This is a genomic window from Streptomyces tricolor (genome assembly GCF_002155905.1).
Taxonomy (GTDB): domain Bacteria; phylum Actinomycetota; class Actinomycetes; order Streptomycetales; family Streptomycetaceae; genus Streptomyces; species Streptomyces tricolor.
The window spans coordinates 1-17,136 of the sequence record NZ_MUMF01000040.1 but is presented as its reverse complement, the minus strand read 5'-3'; the positions used below and the strand labels follow the sequence as shown (position 1 = coordinate 17,136).

The 17,136-nt window shown below is 73.8% G+C and carries 16 protein-coding genes; 6 read left to right on the top strand and 10 right to left on the bottom strand.

The features are described 5' to 3' along the window. Nucleotides 1-373: 373 nt before the first annotated feature. Nucleotides 374-1,576: an amino acid deaminase/aldolase gene (locus CCN44_RS03470; protein WP_059248346.1), complete on the top strand. Its 1,203-nt coding sequence runs from the start codon at nucleotides 374-376 to the stop codon at nucleotides 1,574-1,576. Nucleotides 1,577-1,582: 6 nt separating this feature from the next. Here the strand turns inward: CCN44_RS03470 and CCN44_RS03465 are convergent, their stop codons facing one another. From CCN44_RS03465 to CCN44_RS03455, 3 genes are read right to left on the bottom strand one after another with little or no spacing between them, the layout of a single operon-like run. Beyond that, a complete protein-coding gene (locus CCN44_RS03465; RefSeq protein WP_086696808.1) occupies nucleotides 1,583-2,365 on the bottom strand; it encodes a 3-oxoacyl-ACP reductase in 783 nt (260 codons plus the stop codon). Continuing rightward, entirely contained in the window at nucleotides 2,362-3,735 is a 1,374-nt protein-coding gene (locus CCN44_RS03460) for an aldehyde dehydrogenase family protein (RefSeq protein WP_086696807.1), read from the bottom strand. The genes CCN44_RS03465 and CCN44_RS03460 overlap by 4 nt, the downstream gene beginning before the upstream one ends. 11 nt (nucleotides 3,736-3,746) lie before the next feature. Further along, a complete protein-coding gene (locus CCN44_RS03455; RefSeq protein WP_086696806.1) occupies nucleotides 3,747-5,117 on the bottom strand; it encodes a glutamine synthetase family protein in 1,371 nt (456 codons plus the stop codon). Between the two features lie 95 nt (nucleotides 5,118-5,212). Here CCN44_RS03455 and CCN44_RS03450 point away from each other — a divergent pair, with 95 nt between their 5' ends. Both CCN44_RS03450 and CCN44_RS03445 read left to right on the top strand, forming a co-directional pair. Then, nucleotides 5,213-5,950, top strand: a complete 738-nt coding sequence (locus tag CCN44_RS03450) for a FadR/GntR family transcriptional regulator (protein ID WP_059248350.1) — start codon at nucleotides 5,213-5,215, stop codon at nucleotides 5,948-5,950. Between the two features lie 110 nt (nucleotides 5,951-6,060). Then, nucleotides 6,061-6,750 carry a gamma-glutamyl-gamma-aminobutyrate hydrolase family protein gene (locus tag CCN44_RS03445; protein ID WP_059248351.1) on the top strand — a complete coding sequence of 230 codons (690 nt, stop codon included), beginning with the start codon at nucleotides 6,061-6,063 and terminating at the stop codon, nucleotides 6,748-6,750. Nucleotides 6,751-6,757: 7 nt separating this feature from the next. On the opposite strand, the gene CCN44_RS03440 is transcribed toward CCN44_RS03445, so the two are convergent. Together CCN44_RS03440 and CCN44_RS03435 are read right to left on the bottom strand one after the other, a co-directional pair. Next, the gene (locus CCN44_RS03440) at nucleotides 6,758-7,708 is read right to left on the bottom strand and encodes a phosphotransferase family protein (protein ID WP_086696809.1); all 951 of its coding nucleotides are present in this window, start codon (nucleotides 7,706-7,708) and stop codon (nucleotides 6,758-6,760) included. Between the two features lie 137 nt (nucleotides 7,709-7,845). Continuing rightward, complete coding sequence (locus tag CCN44_RS03435; protein ID WP_086696805.1) at nucleotides 7,846-8,769, bottom strand: LysR family transcriptional regulator; 924 nt, start codon at nucleotides 8,767-8,769, stop codon at nucleotides 7,846-7,848. A gap of 70 nt (nucleotides 8,770-8,839) precedes the next feature. Here CCN44_RS03435 and CCN44_RS03430 point away from each other — a divergent pair, with 70 nt between their 5' ends. Then, complete coding sequence (locus CCN44_RS03430) at nucleotides 8,840-9,997, top strand: TDT family transporter (RefSeq protein WP_086696804.1); 1,158 nt, start codon at nucleotides 8,840-8,842, stop codon at nucleotides 9,995-9,997. On the opposite strand, the gene CCN44_RS03425 is transcribed toward CCN44_RS03430, so the two are convergent. The 4 genes from CCN44_RS03425 to CCN44_RS03410 all read right to left on the bottom strand — a co-directional run bounded on the left by CCN44_RS03425 (nucleotide 9,909) and on the right by CCN44_RS03410 (nucleotide 14,608). Continuing rightward, on the bottom strand, nucleotides 9,909-10,628 hold the full coding sequence (locus CCN44_RS03425) for a helical backbone metal receptor (protein WP_086696803.1): 720 nt from the start codon (nucleotides 10,626-10,628) through the stop codon (nucleotides 9,909-9,911). The two genes, CCN44_RS03430 and CCN44_RS03425, sit on opposite strands and share 89 nt — an antisense overlap. 136 nt (nucleotides 10,629-10,764) lie before the next feature. Further along, nucleotides 10,765-11,337 (bottom strand): helix-turn-helix domain-containing protein, encoded by a 573-nt coding sequence (locus CCN44_RS03420; RefSeq protein ID WP_059248355.1) that lies wholly within the window; start codon nucleotides 11,335-11,337, stop codon nucleotides 10,765-10,767. 381 nt (nucleotides 11,338-11,718) lie between these two features. Next, nucleotides 11,719-13,539, bottom strand: coding sequence for an ABC transporter permease/substrate binding protein (locus tag CCN44_RS03415; RefSeq protein ID WP_086696802.1), 1,821 nt, complete (start codon nucleotides 13,537-13,539; stop codon nucleotides 11,719-11,721). Continuing rightward, complete coding sequence (locus tag CCN44_RS03410) at nucleotides 13,532-14,608, bottom strand: quaternary amine ABC transporter ATP-binding protein (protein ID WP_059248357.1); 1,077 nt, start codon at nucleotides 14,606-14,608, stop codon at nucleotides 13,532-13,534. The genes CCN44_RS03415 and CCN44_RS03410 overlap by 8 nt, the downstream gene beginning before the upstream one ends. A gap of 154 nt (nucleotides 14,609-14,762) precedes the next feature. On the opposite strand from CCN44_RS03410, the gene CCN44_RS03405 reads away from it, so the two are divergent. Both CCN44_RS03405 and CCN44_RS03400 read left to right on the top strand, forming a co-directional pair. After that, nucleotides 14,763-15,683, top strand: coding sequence for a 5'-3' exonuclease (locus CCN44_RS03405; protein ID WP_059248358.1), 921 nt, complete (start codon nucleotides 14,763-14,765; stop codon nucleotides 15,681-15,683). A gap of 124 nt (nucleotides 15,684-15,807) precedes the next feature. Beyond that, complete coding sequence (locus CCN44_RS03400; RefSeq protein WP_086696801.1) at nucleotides 15,808-16,656, top strand: siderophore-interacting protein; 849 nt, start codon at nucleotides 15,808-15,810, stop codon at nucleotides 16,654-16,656. Nucleotides 16,657-16,823: 167 nt separating this feature from the next. On the opposite strand, the gene CCN44_RS03395 is transcribed toward CCN44_RS03400, so the two are convergent. Next, nucleotides 16,824-17,136: GNAT family N-acetyltransferase (locus CCN44_RS03395; RefSeq protein ID WP_143649600.1), on the bottom strand; the 313-nt coding region annotated here is incomplete at its 5' end.

Genomic DNA, 17,136 nt, shown 5'->3' with positions numbered 1-17,136 from the left:
CCCCGCCGGCCAGGCCCGCCTCGGCGGGCCTGGCCGGCGGGGTCGAGGGGCGGGGCGGGATCGGGGCGTGTCGTGCTTCTGTGCTCATGCACCCCCCGTTTCCTCGTGCCCGGGCCGCTTCCTCGTACGCGGGCCGTCCTGCTGCTCGGCCGCGCCCGGTACGCCGGACCCTGTACGCCAGGTCCTTCCGGGCACGCATACCCGTACGGCCGGACCCGCATCCCGGTTCACATGGGCGCCCGGGCGCGTTCCGCCGTACGTGCGCGTCACTCTACGGGTTGTCGGGGACCGGTACGGAACCGGTCCACGGGGCCGGGGCATCTGCCCGGAACGTCCCCTACCCTGCGGTAATCCTGTCTGGCAGGCTTCCGGCATGACTGCGCGCGCCGCCGACCGGGCCCGTTACGACCGGGCCACCGCCCATCTCGACGCCCCTCTCGCGATCGTGGACCTGGACGCCTTCGACGCCAACGCGGACGACCTGCTCCGGCGCGCGGCGGGCAAACCCGTACGGGTGGCCAGCAAGTCGGTCCGCTGCCGGGCGCTGCTGGAACGCGTCCTGGCCAAGGACGGCTTCCAGGGCATCATGTCGTTCACCCTGGCCGAGTCGCTGTGGCTCGCGCGGTCGGGGTTCGAGGACGTCCTGCTGGCCTACCCGTCCGCCGACCGGGCGGGGTTCGCGGAGCTGGCCGCCGATCCCAAGCTGGCCGGCGCCGTCACCGTGATGGTGGACGACCCGGCGCACCTCGACCTCATCGACGCCTCCCGCGACGGCGGCCGTGAAACCGTCCGGGTGTGCCTGGAGCTGGACACCTCGCTGCGGCTGCTGGGCGGCCGGGTGCGGGTCGGCGCGCGGCGGTCGCCGCTGCACTCGCCCGCCCAACTCGCGGAACTGGCCCGGGCGGTGGCCCGGCGGCCGGGCTTCCGGCTGGTGGGGATCATGGCGTACGAGGGACATGTCGCCGGGGTCGGGGACGCGGTCGCCGGGCGGCCCCTGCGCTCGCGGGCGATCCGGCTGATGCAGGCCGCCGCCCGGCGGGAGCTGGCCGAGCGGCGGGCGGCCGTCGTGCGGGCGGTGCGGGCCGTCGCCCCGGAGCTGGAGTTCGTCAACGGCGGGGGCACCGGCAGCGTGCAGCACACCGCCGCCGAGGACGCGGTGACGGAGATCGCGGCCGGCTCCGGGCTGTACGTGCCGCGCCTGTTCGACAACTACACCTCCTTCACCGGCCGCCCGGCCGCGCTGTTCGCCCAGCCGGTCGTCCGGCGGCCCGGCGTGGGGGTCGTCACCGTGCTCGGCGGGGGCTACCCGGCCTCGGGCGCAGCCGGCCGCGACCGGCTGCCGGTGCCGTATCTGCCGCAGGGGCTGCGGTACGACCCGCAGGAGGGCCCCGGCGAGGTGCAGACCCCGTTGCTCGGCTCGCCCGCCGACGACCTGCTCATCGGCGACAAGGTGTGGTTCCGGCACGCCAAGGCGGGCGAGCTGTGCGAGCGGTTCGAGGCACTGCACCTGATCGAGGGGGACACGGTGACGGCGACCGTGCCGACCTACCGGGGCGAGGGGCGGACGTTCCTGTGACGCCTCCTACAGGGGCGTGACGTACGCGCCGGCGATGCCGCCGTCGACCAGGAAGTCGGTGGCGTTGACGAAGGAGGAGTCGTCGCTGGCGAGGAAGGCGACGGCGGCGGCGATCTCCTCCGCCTCGGCGAACCGGCCGAGCGGGATGTGGACGAGGCGGCGGGCGGCCCGCTCCGGGTCCTTCGCGAACAGCTCCTGGAGGAGCGGGGTGTTGACCGGGCCCGGGCACAGGGCGTTCACCCGGATGCCCTCCCGTGCGAACTGCACGCCCAGCTCGCGGGACATGGCGAGGACGCCGCCCTTGGAGGCCGTGTAGGAGATCTGGCTGGTGGCCGCGCCCATCCTCGCCACGAACGAGGCCGTGTTGATGATGGAGCCCTTGCCCTGCCGCCGCATGTAGGGGATGGCGGCCTTGCAGCACAGGTAGACGGAGGTGAGGTTGACCTCCTGGACGCGCTTCCAGGCCTCCAGGCCGGTCTCCAGGATGGAGTCGTCGTCGGGCGGGGAGATGCCGGCGTTGTTGAAGGCGATGTCGACGCTGCCGTAGGTGTCGTACGCCGTCCGGAACAGCGTCTCGACCTGCTCGGGGTCGGTGACGTCGGTCTGCACGAAGAGCCCGCCGACCTCGTCGGCGGCGGCCTTGCCGCGGACCTCGTCGACGTCCGCGCAGACGACGTAGGCGCCCTCGGCGGCGAGCCGGCGGGCGGAGGCGAGTCCGATGCCGCTGCCGGCTCCGGTGACGACGGCGGTGCGGCCGACCAGGCGGCGGCAGACGGTTTCTTCGGTCACTGTGCGGGGCCCTCCGTGCTGATGAAGACGTTCTTGGTTTCGGTGAAGGCGGTCAGGGCGTCGGGGCCGAGTTCGCGGCCGAGGCCGGACTGCTTGAAGCCGCCGAACGGGGTCCAGTAGCGCACGCTGGAGTGGGAGTTGACGGACAGGTTGCCCGCGCGGACCCCCTGCGACACGCGCAGGGCGCGGCCCACGTCCCGGGTCCAGACGGAGCCGGACAGGCCGTAGGGGGTGTCGTTGGCGAGGCGGATCGCGTCCTGCTCGTCCGTGAAGGGGAGGAGGACGGCGACCGGGCCGAAGATCTCCTCGCGGGCCGCGGCGCTGTCGGGCCGCTCCCCGGTGAGCACGGTCGGCGGGAACCAGTAGCCGGGTCCGTCGGGGGCGCTGCCGCGCAGGGCGGGGGCGTCCGCGGGGACGTAGGACCGTACGCGCTCCAGCTGCGGTGCGGAGATCAGCGGGCCCATCTGGGTCTTCTCGTCGGCCGGGTCGCCCACGACGACGGCGGCCAGCGCGTCGGCGAGGACGTCGCGGGCCTCGTCCAGCACCGTGTCCTGGACCAGGATGCGGGTGCGGGCGCAGCAGTCCTGGCCGGCGTTGTCCAGGAAGGAGAGGGGGTCGAGGGCGGCCTTGAGGTCGGCGTCGGCGAAGACGATGCTGGGGCTCTTGCCGCCGAGTTCGAGGGTGACCGGTTTGACCAGGCGGGCGCAGCGCTCCATGACCTCGCGGCCGGTGCGCGTGGAGCCGGTGAACACGATCTTGGCGATGTCCGGGTGGTCCACCAGGGCGCGTCCTGCGGTGTCGCCGTAACCGGGCAGCACCTGGAAGAGGTGCTCGGGCAGGCCTGCCTCCAGGCCGAGTTCGGCCAGTCGGAGCGCGGTGAGCGGGGTGGTCTCGGCGGGCTTGAGGACGACCGCGTTGCCGGCCGCGAGCGCCGGGAAGGAGCCCCAGGCGGCGATCGGCATGGGGAAGTTCCAGGGGGCGATCACGCCGATCATGCCCAGGGGTTCCTGGAAGGTGACGTTCCAGCCGCCGGGCACCGGGATCTGCTTGCCGAGCAGGCGTTCGGCGCCACCGGCCGCGTAGAGCAGCAGATCGCGGGCGTTGCCCGCCTCCCAGCGGGCATTGCCGACCGTGTGGCCGGCCTCGCGGACCTCCAGCCGGGCGAGTTCCTCCAGGTGCGCGTCGACGGTGTCGGCGAAGCGGCGCAGCAGCCGGGCCCGGTCGGCGGGGGCGAGCGCGGCCCAGGCGGGCTGGACTCGGGCGGCCCGGGCGACGGCGGCGTCCACGTCCTGCGGGCCGGCGGCCGGGACGAGGGCGACGGTCTCCTCCGTGGCGGGGTTGCGTACGAGGAGCTGGTGCGGGTCAGTCACGGGGCGACCTTTCACAGGCGTTCGAAGGAGCGGCGCAGCTCCCAGTCGGTGACCGCGGCGTCGAAGGCCTCCAGCTCGACGCGTGCCATGTTGCGGTAGTGGTCGACCACCTCGGAACCGAAGGCGGCCTTGGCGATCGGGCTGTTCTCCCACAGCTCGGCGGCCTCCCGCAGGGTGGTGGGGACGTGTGCGAAGCCGGCGGTGTAGGCGTTGCCGGGGCAGGGCTCGGGCAGTTCCAGCCGCTCTTCGATGCCGTACAGGCCGGCCGCGACGAGACCGGCGACGGCCAGGTGGGGGTTGACGTCCCCGCCGGGGAGGCGGTTCTCGAAGCGCAGGGAGCGGCCGTGGCCGACGACGCGCAGCGCACAGGTGCGGTTGTCGTGGCCCCAGGCGACGGCGGTGGGGGCGAAGGAGCCCGGCTGGAACCGCTTGTAGGAGTTGATGTTGGGGGCGTAGAGGAGGGAGAAGTCGCGCAGGGCGGCGAGTTGTCCGGCGAGGAAGTGGCGCATGACGTCGGACATGCCGCCGGGGTCGTCCGGGGAGCCCGCCATGGCGTTGTTGCCGTCGGCGTCGGCGAGCGAGAGGTGGATGTGGCAGGAGTTGCCCTCGCGCTCGTTGTACTTGGCCATGAAGGTGATCGAGCAGCCCTCCTGGGCGGCGATCTCCTTGGCGCCGGTCTTGTAGAGGGCGTGCTGGTCGCAGGTGCGCAGGGCCTCGTCGTAGCGGAAGGCGATCTCGTGCTGGCCGGGGTTGCACTCGCCCTTGGCGGACTCGACGGTGAGGCCGGCGCCGGCCATGTCGTTGCGCAGGCGGCGCAGCAGGGGCTCGATGCGGCCGGTGCCGAGGACGGAGTAGTCGATGTTGTACTGGTTGGCCGGGGTCAGGCCGCGGTAGTTCGCGTCCCAGGCCTGCTCGTAGGTGTCCTTGAAGACGATGAACTCCAGCTCGGTGCCGACCTGGGCGGTGTAGCCGAGGTCGGCGAGCCGTGCCAGCTGGCGGCGCAGGATCTGGCGGGGCGCGGCGACGACCGGGGAGCCGTCGCCCCAGGCGAGGTCGGCGATGAGCAGCGCGGTGCCGGGGTGCCAGGGGATGCGGCGCAGGGTGGACAGGTCGGGGTGCATGGCGAAGTCGCCGTAGCCGCGCTCCCAGGAGGACATCGCGTAGCCGTCGACGGTGTTCATCTCGGTGTCCACGGCGAGCAGGTAGTTGCAGCCCTCGGTGCCGTGGTGCAGGACCTCGTCAAGGAAGAAGCGGGCGGCGAACCGCTTGCCCTGGAGCCGCCCTTGCATGTCGGGGAAGGCCAGGACGACAGTGTCGATCTCACCGCTCGCGACGAGGGCGTGCAGTTCCTCGACACTGAGCGGGGGTGTGCGGTCTGCCACGGGAGAGCCTCCTTCGGCGCCATCGCGCTTTTTCGGCCGGGCCGGGAGCCATAAGGTATTGCTCAGAACCATTGCTTGGGAAGGGGGTACGGCGGATGTCGCACGACATGGGGACCAGCGGGCTGGGGGACCGGCTCGCCCCGGTGCTGCGGCCGGTGCGGGCGGGGAACGGGTTCGAGGAGGCGCTGGAGCAGATCCTGCAGGTCGTCCGGCTGGGCCTGGTGCCGGGCGGCGAGCGGCTGCCGGCCGAGCGGGAGCTGGCGGAGCGGCTCGGGATCAGCCGGGTGACACTGCGCGAGGTGCTGAAGGTGCTCCAGGACCAGGGCCTGGTGGAGGCGCGGCGCGGGCGGTACGGCGGAACGTTCGTGCTGCCGCGCCCGGACGCGGGCGGCGAGGACGAGCTGCGGCGCCGGATCGCCGAGGTCGACATCGAGGACGTGCTGCGCTTCCGCGAGGTGCTGGAGGTGGGCGCGGCCGGACTGTGCGCGGCGCACGGGCTGAGCGGGGAGCAGGCGGAGCGGCTGCGGGAGGCACTGGAGCGCACCCACGAGGCGCCGCTCGCGGACTACCGGCGCGCGGACACGCTGCTCCACCTGACACTGGCCGAGCTGTGCGGTTCGCCGTCGCTGACCGCGCAGTACGCGGCGGTCCGGGCCACGGTGAACGACCTGCTGGACTGCATCCCGCTGCTGGTGCGCAACCTGGAGCACTCGCAGCGGCAGCACACGGCGCTGGTGGGGGCGGTGCTGGACGGGGACGCGGACGGGGCGCGGGAGATGATGCGCGAGCACTGCGCGGGGACGGCGGCGCTGCTGCGGGGCTTCCTGGCGTGAACCGGCCCCACGGAGGCGCACACAAAGGTATGAATGAACACCTTTGAAGGTACGTATGTCCGGAGCGGGCACCCATGAAGTGAGCGCTTCGGCTTCCCAGGGAGGGCAGCATGACCGTACGGCCGCCGCTGATCGGCGTGAGCACGTATCTGGAGTCCGGCGTGCGCTGGGGGGTGTGGGAGCTGGACGCGGTGCTGCTGGCGGCCGGCTATCCGCGGCTGGTGCAGCGGGCCGGCGGGCTGGCCGCGCTGCTGCCGCCGGACGCGCCGGAGCGCGCCGCCGCCGCGGTGGCCCGGCTCGACGGGCTGGTCATCGCGGGCGGCCCGGACGTCGACCCGGCCCGGTACGGCGCCGAGCGCTCACCGCGCACGGGGCCGCCCGCGCCGGAGCGCGACGCGTGGGAACTGGCGCTGATCGAGGCGGCGCTGGCGGCGGGCGTGCCGCTGCTCGGCGTCTGCCGGGGCATGCAGCTGCTGAACGTCGCCCTCGGCGGCACGCTCGTCCAGCACCTGGACGGGCACGTGGTGGAGGTCGGCGCGTTCGGCGAGCACCCGGTGAAGCCGGTGCCGGGCACCCGGTACGCCGGGATCGTCCCCGAGGAGACGGCCGTGCCGACGTACCACCATCAGGCGGTGGACCGGCTCGGCGAGGGCCTCGTCCCGTCGGCCCACGCGGCGGACGGCACCGTGGAGGCCGTCGAACTGCCGGCGGACCGGGGCTGGGTACTGGGCGTGCAGTGGCATCCGGAGATGGGCCAGGACCTCCGCGTGATGCGGGCCTTGGTCACCGCCGCCTCGTGAGCCCGGCTCACAGCCGCCTTCTGAGCCAGGCCAGGGCGGCCTCGCCCTGCGCGCGCTGGAAGGGACGCAGAGTGGGCAGGCCCGGCGGCGCCGGCCGCAGTGAGCCGCGCAGGAAGTAGCCGGTGAGGGCGGCCAGCGCCGAGGTCACGGCGTCCGGGTCCGCCGCCCGGCCCAGGGGGTGCGCGGTAAACACCTCCCCGGGGTCCGGGCCGCCCTGTGCCCGCACGCACGGCAGCATGACCAGCAGATCGAACCAGGGTGCGGCGCGCAGGGCGTGCGGCCAGTCCACGAAGACGACGCCGTCGGCGGTGAGCAGGACGTTGTCCGCGCGCAGGTCGCCGTGGGCCAGGGTGTCCCCGGAGGCACCCTCGGCCCATCCGGCTTCCAGCGCGGCGAGTTCCGCAAGGTGTCCGGCGGCCCACGCACCGAGCCGGTCCCGCACGTCACCGGCCGCACCGTCGCACAGCGCACGCCAGCCGGCGAAGTCGCCGACGAGGGCCTCCGCGACGGGCGGGGCGTCGACCGGGGAGGGTGTGCCGGTGCGGGCGAGCACGGTCACGGCGTCGAGCACGCGGCGCAGTTCCGTCGGCCGCCACGGCACGTGCGGCTGGCGTCCGGCGACCTCCTCGTAGACCAGCGCCACCCAGGTGCCGTCGTCGTAGGACCCGAGCAGCCGGGGCGCGGGCACGGTGGACGGCAGCGCGGCGGCGTTCCGGGCTTCCCTGCGGTGCAGGCCGGGGCTGTGCGGGTTGGTTTCGGCGCTCACCGCCTTGACGAAACCGGTGCCTCCGGCGGCGGTGCGCACGCGGGCCGCCACACCGGGTGAGAAGCCCCCGCGCTGGGTCACGGCCCGCACGACCGGCGCCCCGAGGATCTCGCCCACGGCGTCGCGGACGACGGCCGGGAGGCCTTCCCAGGGGACGCGGACGCCGGTGGCGGGCGGGGCGGTGAGGGTCATGCGGAGCATGGTGCCGGGTCGCTGCGCGGCTTGGCCAAGGGATTTCGGGTATCGCCGCAGGGCTGCGGGCCGCCCCCGGGCCGCGGGACCGCGGGAGCCGGTCGCGCGGTTTCCCGCGCCTCCGCGGGGGCGTTCGGTCAGCCTCGGGTCAGGGTCAGGAGTTCTCGGGCCGGGCCCGTGGGGCGGTGGCCGGTGGGCCAGACCGCGCGGAGGTCTCGGTGGAGGGAGACGCCCTCCACCGGGATGCTGACCAGGCGGCGCATCGACAGCTCCTCCCCCACCGCGAGTTCGCTGAGCACCGAGGGGCCGGCGCCGCTGACCGCGGAGGCCTTCACCGCCGTGGTGGAGGAGAGTTCGATCAGCGGGCGGGCCAGGCCGCCGAGCGCCGCGTCCAGGACCTGGCGGGTGCCGGAGCCGCGCTCGCGCAGGATGAGCGGCGTCGCGGCCAGCTCGGCCGCGGTCAGGGGCCGCCGGCGGCGGGCCCAGGGGTGGCCCGGCGCGGTGACGACGATCAGCCGGTCGTGCGCGATGACCGCCGAGTCCAGGCCGGCCGGCACGGTCAGCCCCTCCACGAAACCCACGTCCGCCTCACCGGACAGCAGCAGTTCCGCGACCTTCGCCGAGTTGCCCGCGAGCAGCGACACGGCCGTGTCGGGCCGCTCGGCGTGCAGCGCGAGCAGCCAGCCGGGCAGCAGGTACTCGGCGATGGTCATGCTCGCCGCCACCCTGAGCCGCGAGTCCCGCCGGTCCCGCAGCGCCCGCGCGCCCGCGTCGAAGGCCGCCGCCGCTTCCACCACCCGCCGCGCCCAGTCGGTGACCAGGGCCCCCGCGTCGGTGAGCCGGGAGCCGCGCGGCGAGCGGTCGACCAGGGCGACGCCCAGCTGCCGTTCCATGGAGCGGATCCGGCTGCTGGCGGCCGGCTGGGTGATGCCGACCTCGCGGGCCGCCGCGCCCAGACTGCCCAGCCGCGCCACCGCGAGCAGCAGCTCCAGTGCGGCGAGGTCCGGCACCCGGTGCGCCAGTGATGCCGTCCGCTCCCGCTGTTCCTCCGCCTCGCTCATAAGACCAGCTTATGCCCTCATAGAGAGGAACTCCCTGGTCAGGCGCGCTCGGCCGGGAGACGGTGAGGGCATGGTCACCGCTGCCCAGCCCCTGCCCCTGCCCCGCGCCGCCCGGCTCCGGCACCTCGGCCCGAACTGGTACGCCTCCGTCATGGGCACCGCCGTCGTCGGCTCGGCCGGCGTCGCGCTGCCGGGGCCGGTGCACGGCCCGCACGGCCTCTTCGCGGCCGTCTGGGCGCTGTCCCTGCTCCTGCTGCTGACCCTGCTGGCCGCCCGGGCCCTGCACTGGAGCCACCATCGCGACCAGGCCCGCGCCCATCTCCTCGACCCGGCCATGGCCCCCTTCTACGGCTGCCTGTCCATGGCCCTGCTGGCGGTGGGCGGCGGCGCCCTGACGGCGGGCCGGGAGCTGATCGGCACCCGCGCGGCCGTCACCCTGGACGCCGTGCTCTTCACCGCCGGCACCGTGATCGGGCTCGGCGCCGCCGTCGCCGTGCCCTACCTGATGGCCGTACGCCACCGCGTCGACGCCGCCCAGGCCACCCCCGTGTGGCTGCTGCCGCTGGTCGCGCCCATGGTGTCGGCCGCGCTCGGCCCGCTGCTGGTGCCGCATCTGCCGCCGGGGCAGCCCCGGGAGACCCTGCTGCTGGCCTGCTTCGCGCTGTTCGGGCTGAGCCTGCTGGCCGTGCTGCTGATGCTGCCGCTGGTCTTCGCCCGGCTGATCACCGCCGGTCCGCTGCCGCTCGCGCTCACCCCGACCCTGTTCCTGGTCCTCGGCCCGCTCGGGCAGTCCACCACCGCCGTCGCGCTGATCGCGGAGGCCGCCCCCGGGGTCGTCCCGGCCCCCTACGACCGCGGCCTCGGCGTCTTCGCCGTGCTGTACGGGGTGCCGGTCATGGGGTTCGCGCTGCTCTGGCTGGTGCTGGCCATGGCGCACGTGGTGCGGGCCCGGCGCCGGGGCATGGGCTTCGCGCTGACCTGGTGGGCGTTCACCTTCCCGGTGGGCACCTGTGTCACCGGCGCCGCGGCCCTCGCCCGGCACACCGGTCTCGCGATGTACGACGCCCTGGCGCTCGGGCTGTACGGCGTCCTCGTGGCGGCCTGGGTCGCGGCGGCCTGGGGCACCGTGCGCGGCCTGCTCAGCGGCGCGCTGCTCGCAGCGCCCCGGCCAGCACCCGCGGCGCCTCGGTCAGGGACGGGCCGTACCAGGTCAGGTGCCGTCCGCTGACCAGGGCGCAGGGCAGGCCCGGGAAGGCCTCGGGGCCGTCGTCGGCGGTGAAGCGGTACGGCTCGTCGGGCAGGACCACCAGGTCCGGGGCCTGCGCGCGCAGTGCGTCCAGCGGGACGCGGGGGTAGCGCTCGGGGTGGGCGGCGTAGACGTGGTCCACGCCCAGACGGGCCAGGACGTCACCGGCGAAGGTGTCCCGGCCGAGGACCATCCAGGGCCGCCGCCAGACGGGTACGACCGCCCTGGTCCGCTCCGCCGGCGCGGGCAGGGCCGACCAGGCCGCCTCCGCCGCGTCCAGCCAGGCGGGCCGGCTCCGCGCCCCGCACGCGCCGAGCACCCGGTCCAGCTCGGCGAAGGCCCGCGGCACGCTGCGCACCTCGGTGACCAGCACCTCGACGCCCGCCGCACGCAGGGCGTTCAGGTCGGGGACGCGGTTCTCCTCCTCGTTGGCGATCACCAGGTCGGGGCCGAGGGCGAGGATCCGCGCCACGTCCGGGTTCTTCGTACCGCCGATCCGGGTGACCTCCAGATCCACCGGACGACTGCACCAGTCGGTGGCACCGACGAGGGCTCCGGGGAGCGTCACGGCGATGGCCTCGGAGAGGGAGGGGACCAGGGAGACGACGCGCACCGGGCTGCCCCGGCCGGGGCAGCGCTCCGAAGGGGCGTGGGGCTGCACCGGTGGGCGGCTCCGCCGCGCGGGCGCGCCCGGCCACGACGGACCCGCGGACGATCGACGGTCCCTCATGCGCCCTCTCCCGGAATGCTCAGCGCGTCCGGTCCTGCACGGCCTCGATGTGCTCGGCGACCGCCACCACCACGATCCGCGTGTCCGGCACCGTCGCCCGCCACCGGTGCCGCACCCCGCCCGTCAGATACAGCGTGTCGCCGCGGCCGAGCCGGTACGCGCGTCCCTCGGCCTCGATCTCCACCGCGCCGTCGGCGACGTACATCAGCTCGTCGTTGCGGTGCTGGAACTCGCGGCCGGCGTCGTGGTCGCCGGTGAACTCGGAGGCGTGCAGCTGGTGGTGGCCGCGCACCAGCGTGCGGGTCCGCGGGTCGAAGTCGCCCGCGGGGACGGGCTCGGCGCGCACCACGTCCACGCTGGCGGCCGGGTCGGCGGCGGCGAGGAGTTCGACGGCCGTGGTGCGCAGGGCGTCGGCCAGCCGCTCCAGGGACGTACGGCTCGGCCGGGCCTTGTCGTTCTCGACCTGGCTGAGGAACGGCACCGAGAGGCCGCTGCGCTCGGCCACGACGGCGAGGGTCAGCTCCAGCGCACGGCGGCGCCGCCGGACGGCCGCGCCCACCCGCACGGGCTGCTGCTCTTTGTGGTCGCCCATCGCTCCGGCTCCCTCCCTCGCTCGTCGTGCCGCTGTCCGGGTGCCCGCTGCGGGGCGCACCTCTTCCGATGACTTCTCTGCACCCTACGCATGTTCGGCAAACCGTTTCACGTGCCTGTCACATCCCTGACATGCCCGTGATCCCCCACCCTCTCGGTTCTCGCCAGCGCTGGGGGGCCGAAGACCGGTCCGTGACCTGGTCACCCTGGGGGATGAACATGCCGCCCAGCCGGGTGGTGCACCCCGGCCGGGGCCGACGGTCCGCACCGGCGGTGATTGGCCTGATCGTTGCCGTGGGGCGGAACGCCACGAGGGGCGGGCGGCGCCGGACGCGCGTCGGCGTCCGGCGGCGCCCGCCCCTCGGGAGGCGGTCGGGGCCGGTCAGCTCACCCCGGCCGCCCGGCTGCCGGCGTCCTCCGCGGCGACGGGCGCCCACGCGTCGATCAGACCGGGGTGCTGCCGCAGCCAGGTGCGGACGGCGTCCTGCTCCTTGCCCTTGCCGGCCTTCTGGATCTGCGCCTCCAGGCCGGTCAGCTGCTCCTCGGTCATCGAGAAGTCCTTCAGCCACGCGCCGACCTGCGGATGGTCGTCGGCGAAGCCCTTGCGGGCGAGCGTGTGCACGCCGTCGCCCTTGCCCCAGGCGCCCTTGGGGTCCTTCAGCTTCTTCAGGTCGTAGTCGCTGTACGCCCAGTGCGGCGACCACAGGGTGACGACGACCGGCTGCTTGCGGGCGTAGGCGCGCTTCAGCTCGGCGAGCATGGCCGGCGTGGAGCCGTCGACCACGTCGTACGTGCCCTCCAGGCCGTACTCCTTGAGCACCTTGTCCTTCAGCAGGCCCATCATGCCCGCGCTGGGCTCGATGCCGATGATCTTCCCGTCGAACTCGGAGGCGTGCGCCTTGAGGTCCGCCAGGGAGTTCACGTCCTTCACGTAGGACGGGACGGTCAGCTCCAGGGAGGTGGGGCCGTACCACGTGCCGAGGTCGTCCAGCTGCTTGCCGTACTTCGTCCAGTACTCGGCGTGGGTGGTGGGCAGCCAGGAGTCGGTCTGGAAGTCGAGCTGACCGGTGGCGAGGCCGGTGTAGAGGGGGCCGGCCGCGTACTGGGTCGTGGTCACCTTGAAGCCGCGCTCCTCCAGGATCTCCTTCCACAGGAAGGTGGAGGCGATGCCCTCGTCCCAGGGGATGTAGCCGATCCGGATCTCCTCGCCCTTGCCGACGTTCGTGCCCGATGCCTCGGAGGTGCCGGCGGAGGAGCCGAAGATCCCGAGCCCGCCCGCGACGAGGGCGAGGACGACGACACCGACCACGGCGACGGCGGGGCGCGGACGGTACGACCACGCGCGCGTGGGGGCCTTCGCGGCGGCCCTGCGGCCCAGCGGGGAGAGCTGGGTGCCGAGCGCGCCGGTGACACGGTCCAGGTAGATGGCGAGGACGACGATGCCGACGCCCGCCTCGAAGCCGTAGCCGATGTCGAGCTGGCCGATGGCCTCGTTGACCGCGCCGCCGAGGCCGCCGGTGCCGACCATGCCGGCGATGACGACCATGGACAGACCCAGCATGATCACCTGGTTGACGCCGGCCATGATGGTCGGCAGGGCGAGCGGCAGCTGGACCCGCCACAGGATGTCGCGCGGAGTGGTGCCGAAGGCCTCGGCGGCCTCGACCAGTTCCGCGTCGACCTGGCGGATGCCCAGCTCGGTCATGCGGACGCCGGGGGCGAGCGCGAAGATCAGGGTGGCGACGACACCCGCGGCGGTGCCCAGACCGAAGAAGAGCATCGCCGGGATCAGCAGCACCATCGAGGGCATGGTCTGGAGCAGGTCCAGGACCGGGCGCAGGGCCGCACTGACCGCCTTGGAACGGGCGGCCCAGATGCCCAGCGGGATCGAGATCACCAGGGCGATCACGGTCGCCACGAGGACCAGGGCGAGGGTGGACATGGCCCGGTCCCACAGGTCCAGCGAGTCCACGAGGGCGAATCCGGCGAAGGCGAGGACGCCGCCGAGCAGTCCGCGCAGCCACCAGGCGACCACCGCGAGGATGCCCGCCATCAGCAGCGGCTCGGGGGCGGTGAGCACGGCGTCGATGCCGTCGTACATGCCCTCCATGACCGCCTTGACGGCGTCGAACAGCCAGGAGAGGTGGTCGACCAGCCAGTCGACGCCGCTGTCGACCCAGTCGCCGAGAGGGATCCTAGGCACGGCCGATCACCTTCCCGCCGTCGTTGTCGCACGCCGCGGGCGCGCCGGGCTCGTCGCCGAGGAAGCCGACCAGGCGCTGCCGGGGGACGACGCCGACCAGGGTGCGGGCCGTGTCCAGGACGGCGACCGGATGGGACAGCCGGGCGCTGATCGCGCACAGTTCGGTGAACGGCGTGTCGGGAGCCGCGGTCTCGCAGCCGCAGTCGGCCTCGTCGCCGCGCAGCTCGGTGTCCATCACGGCGGCGGCGGTCAGCACGCGGGAGCGGTCGACGTCCTGGATGAAGGAGGCCACGTAGTCGTTCGCGGGGCGCAGCAGGATGTCCTCGGCGGTGCCGGTCTGGACGATACGGCCGTCGCGCATGACGGCGATGCGGTCGCCGAGCCGCATGGCCTCGTTGAGGTCGTGGGTGATGAAGACGATCGTCTTGCGCAGGGTCTTCTGCAGTTCCAGCAGCTGGTCCTGCATGTCCCGGCGGATCAGCGGGTCCAGGGCGCTGAAGGACTCGTCCATCAGCAGCACGTCGGCGTCGGTGGCAAGGGCGCGGGCGAGGCCGACGCGCTGCTGCATGCCGCCGGACAGCTCGTCGGGCCACGACGTCTCCCAGCCGGCCAGGCCGCACAGGGCGAGCGCCTCGTCGGCGCGGCGCTCGCGCTCGGCGCGGGGCACGCCCTGCACTTCCAGGCCGTAGGCGGCGTTGTCGCGGACGCTGCGGTGCGGGAACAGCGCGAAGTGCTGGAAGACCATGCTGATCTTCTTCGAGCGCAGCTCGCGCAGCGCCCGGTCGCTGAGCGCGGTCAGGTCCTGGCCGTCGAAGCGGACGCTGCCCGCGGTCGGCTCCAGCAGCCCGTTGAGCATCCGCAGCAGGGTGGACTTCCCGGAGCCGGACAGCCCCATGACGACGAAGATCTCGCCGGCCCCCACGCGGAAGGACGCGTCGATCACGGCGGCGGTCGTGCCGTCGGCGCGCAGCTCCGCCCGGTCGGCGCCCTCGCGCAGGCGTTTCACTGCTTCGTCCGGTCGTCTGCCGAACACCTTGAACAGGTGCTCCGCCTCAAGCCTGGCTGACACGCGTACCTCTCGTCTCGGGGGACAGGACAGAGGCGGCGCCTCCCCAGGTCAAGCCGGGGCAAACCCGGAAGTGGCCGGGTTCACGGGAATGCGCGTCACGCAACGCGTTCCGGGCGCACGGGGTGCTGTCGGTGCCGTGCGGCATGATGCGTGCGTGACCGGACGACTCATGCTTCTCGACACCGCCTCGCTGTACTTCCGCGCCTATTTCGGCGTCCCGGACTCCGTGAAGGCGCCGGACGGCACGCCCGTCAACGCGGTCCGCGGGCTGCTGGACTTCATCGACCGGCTGGTCAAGGACCACCGGCCGGAGCACCTGGTGGCCTGCATGGACGCGGACTGGCGCCCGCAGTGGCGGGTGGAGCTGATCCCCACCTACAAGGCGCACCGGGTCGCCGAGGAGCACCCGGGCGGACCCGACGAGGAGGAGGTGCCGGACACCCTCGCCCCGCAGGTGCCGGTGATCGAGGCGGTGCTGGACGCGATCGGCATCGCCCGCGTCGGCGTCGCGGGGTACGAGGCGGACGACGTGATCGGCACGTTCACCGCGCGGGCCGAGGGCCCGGTCGACATCGTGACCGGCGACCGCGACCTGTACCAGCTGGTGGACGACGCACGGGGGGTGCGGGTGCTGTATCCGCTGAAGGGCGTCGGCACGCTGCAGCTGACCGACGAGGCGGTGCTGCGCGAGAAGTATGGCGTCGACGGGCGGGGGTACGCGGATCTGGCGCTGCTGCGCGGCGACCCGAGCGACGGCCTGCCGGGCGTGGCCGGGATCGGCGAGAAGACGGCCGCCAAGCTGCTCGCCGAGTTCGGAGACCTGGCCGGGATCATGGCCGCGGTCGACGACCCGCGGGCCAGGCTCACGCCGTCGCAGCGCAAGCGGCTCACCGAGGCCCGGCCGTATGTGGCGGTCGCGCCGAAGGTGGTGCGGGTGGCCGACGACGTGCCGCTGCCGGACGTCGGTACCGCCCTGCCGCGCACCCCGCGCGACCCGGCGGCGCTGGAGGAACTGGCGCAGCGGTGGGGCCTCGGGGGCTCCTTGCAGCGGCTGCTGACGACGCTGGCGCGGTGACCTCTGCGGGACCCGACCGGAATATTCCGGCAAAGGGATCTCGGACAACACTCGCGGAAGAGGTGTGGAACCGGAGCGGGATGCTAACTTAGGTAAACCTAACCAACCCCCGCAGGAGGCCGTGATGGCAGAGCGTCCGGTACGAAAGCCGCGCAAGCCCCATACCGCCCAGGTGGTGCGCACCGAACGGCTGACCCCGCACATGCAGCGGGTCGTGCTCGGCGGCGAGGGCCTGGCCGGATTCGCCGCGGACACCTGCACCGACCACTACGTGAAGCTGCTGTTCGGACCCGAGGGCGTCACCTACCCGGAGCCGTTCGACCTGGAGCGCATCCGCGCCGAGTTCCCGCGCGAGCAGTGGCCGGTGACCCGGACGTACACCGTGCGCGCCTGGGACCCGGTACAGCGCGAGCTGACCCTGGACTTCGTGGTGCACGGCGACGAGGGCCTGGCCGGTCCCTGGGCCCTGCGCGCGCAGCCGGGCGACACGGTCCGCTTCCTGGGCCCCGGCGGCGCGTACGCGCCCGACCCGGCCGCCGACTGGCACCTTCTCGTCGGGGACGAGAGCGCGCTGCCCGCGATCGCCCGCGCCCTGGAGACGCTGCCCGCCGGCGCCCGTACGCACGCCTTCGTCGAGGTGTCCGGCCCCGAGGAGGAGCAGAAGATCGACACCGAGGTGCGGGTGGTCTGGCTGCACCGCGGGGACCGGCCGGTCGGCGAGGCGCTGCTGGAGGCGGTGCGCGGGCTGGAGTTCCCCGAGGGCCGGCTGCACGCGTTCGTGCACGGCGAGGCGGGCTTCGTGAAGGAGCTGCGCCGGCTGCTGCGGGTCGAGCGGCAGATCCCGCGCGAGGACCTGTCGATCTCCGGCTACTGGCGCCTCGGCCACAACGAGGACGGCTGGCAGGCCTCCAAGCGGGAGTGGAACGCCCGGATCGAGGCCGAGCAGGAGGGCGTGACGGCAGCCGCGGCCTGAGCCGCGCGACCGCTGACGCAGCAAGACGACGGCACCCGGACCGGGTGCCGTCGCTTTCGTGCGTCCGCCGTCATGCATCCGCCGTCTTGCGTCCGCCGTCACGCGTCCGCCGTCGTGCATCCGCCGTCGTGCGTCCGCCGTCATGCATCCGCCGTCATGCATCCGGCTCAGTCGCCGCGCACGCGCGCGTGCAGGTGCATGTCGTGCCAGCCGTCCTGGTGGTTGAGGGCGCTGCGCTTGGTGCCCTCCAGGCCGAAACCGGCCTTGCCCGCGACCCGGCAGGACGCCTCGTTGGCGGTGGCGTGCGTGAGTTCCAGGCGGTGGAAGCCGATCTCCTCGAAGGCCCAGTGGGTCACGGCCGCCGTGGCGCGCACGGCGACGCCCCGGCCGCGCGCCCGCGCCACCGTCCAGTACGCCACCTCGGCGACGCCGTCCCCGAGCAGGATCTGGCGCAGCGCGACCCGGCCGAGCAGCTCGTCG

Bases quoted from the DNA above. Each gene is read 5' to 3' on its own strand.
- CCN44_RS03470 (WP_059248346.1), top strand. From the start codon at position 374: ATGACTGCGCGCGCCGCCGACCGGGCCCGTTACGACCGGGCCACCGCC.
- CCN44_RS03400 (WP_086696801.1), top strand. From the start codon at position 15,808: ATGGCAGAGCGTCCGGTACGAAAGCCGCGCAAGCCCCATACCGCCCAG.
- CCN44_RS03430 (WP_086696804.1), top strand. From the start codon at position 8,840: ATGGTCACCGCTGCCCAGCCCCTGCCCCTGCCCCGCGCCGCCCGGCTC.
- CCN44_RS03420 (WP_059248355.1), bottom strand. From the start codon at position 11,337: ATGGGCGACCACAAAGAGCAGCAGCCCGTGCGGGTGGGCGCGGCCGTC.
- CCN44_RS03450 (WP_059248350.1), top strand. From the start codon at position 5,213: ATGTCGCACGACATGGGGACCAGCGGGCTGGGGGACCGGCTCGCCCCG.
- CCN44_RS03445 (WP_059248351.1), top strand. From the start codon at position 6,061: ATGACCGTACGGCCGCCGCTGATCGGCGTGAGCACGTATCTGGAGTCC.
- CCN44_RS03440 (WP_086696809.1), bottom strand. From the start codon at position 7,708: ATGACCCTCACCGCCCCGCCCGCCACCGGCGTCCGCGTCCCCTGGGAA.
- CCN44_RS03435 (WP_086696805.1), bottom strand. From the start codon at position 8,769: ATGAGCGAGGCGGAGGAACAGCGGGAGCGGACGGCATCACTGGCGCAC.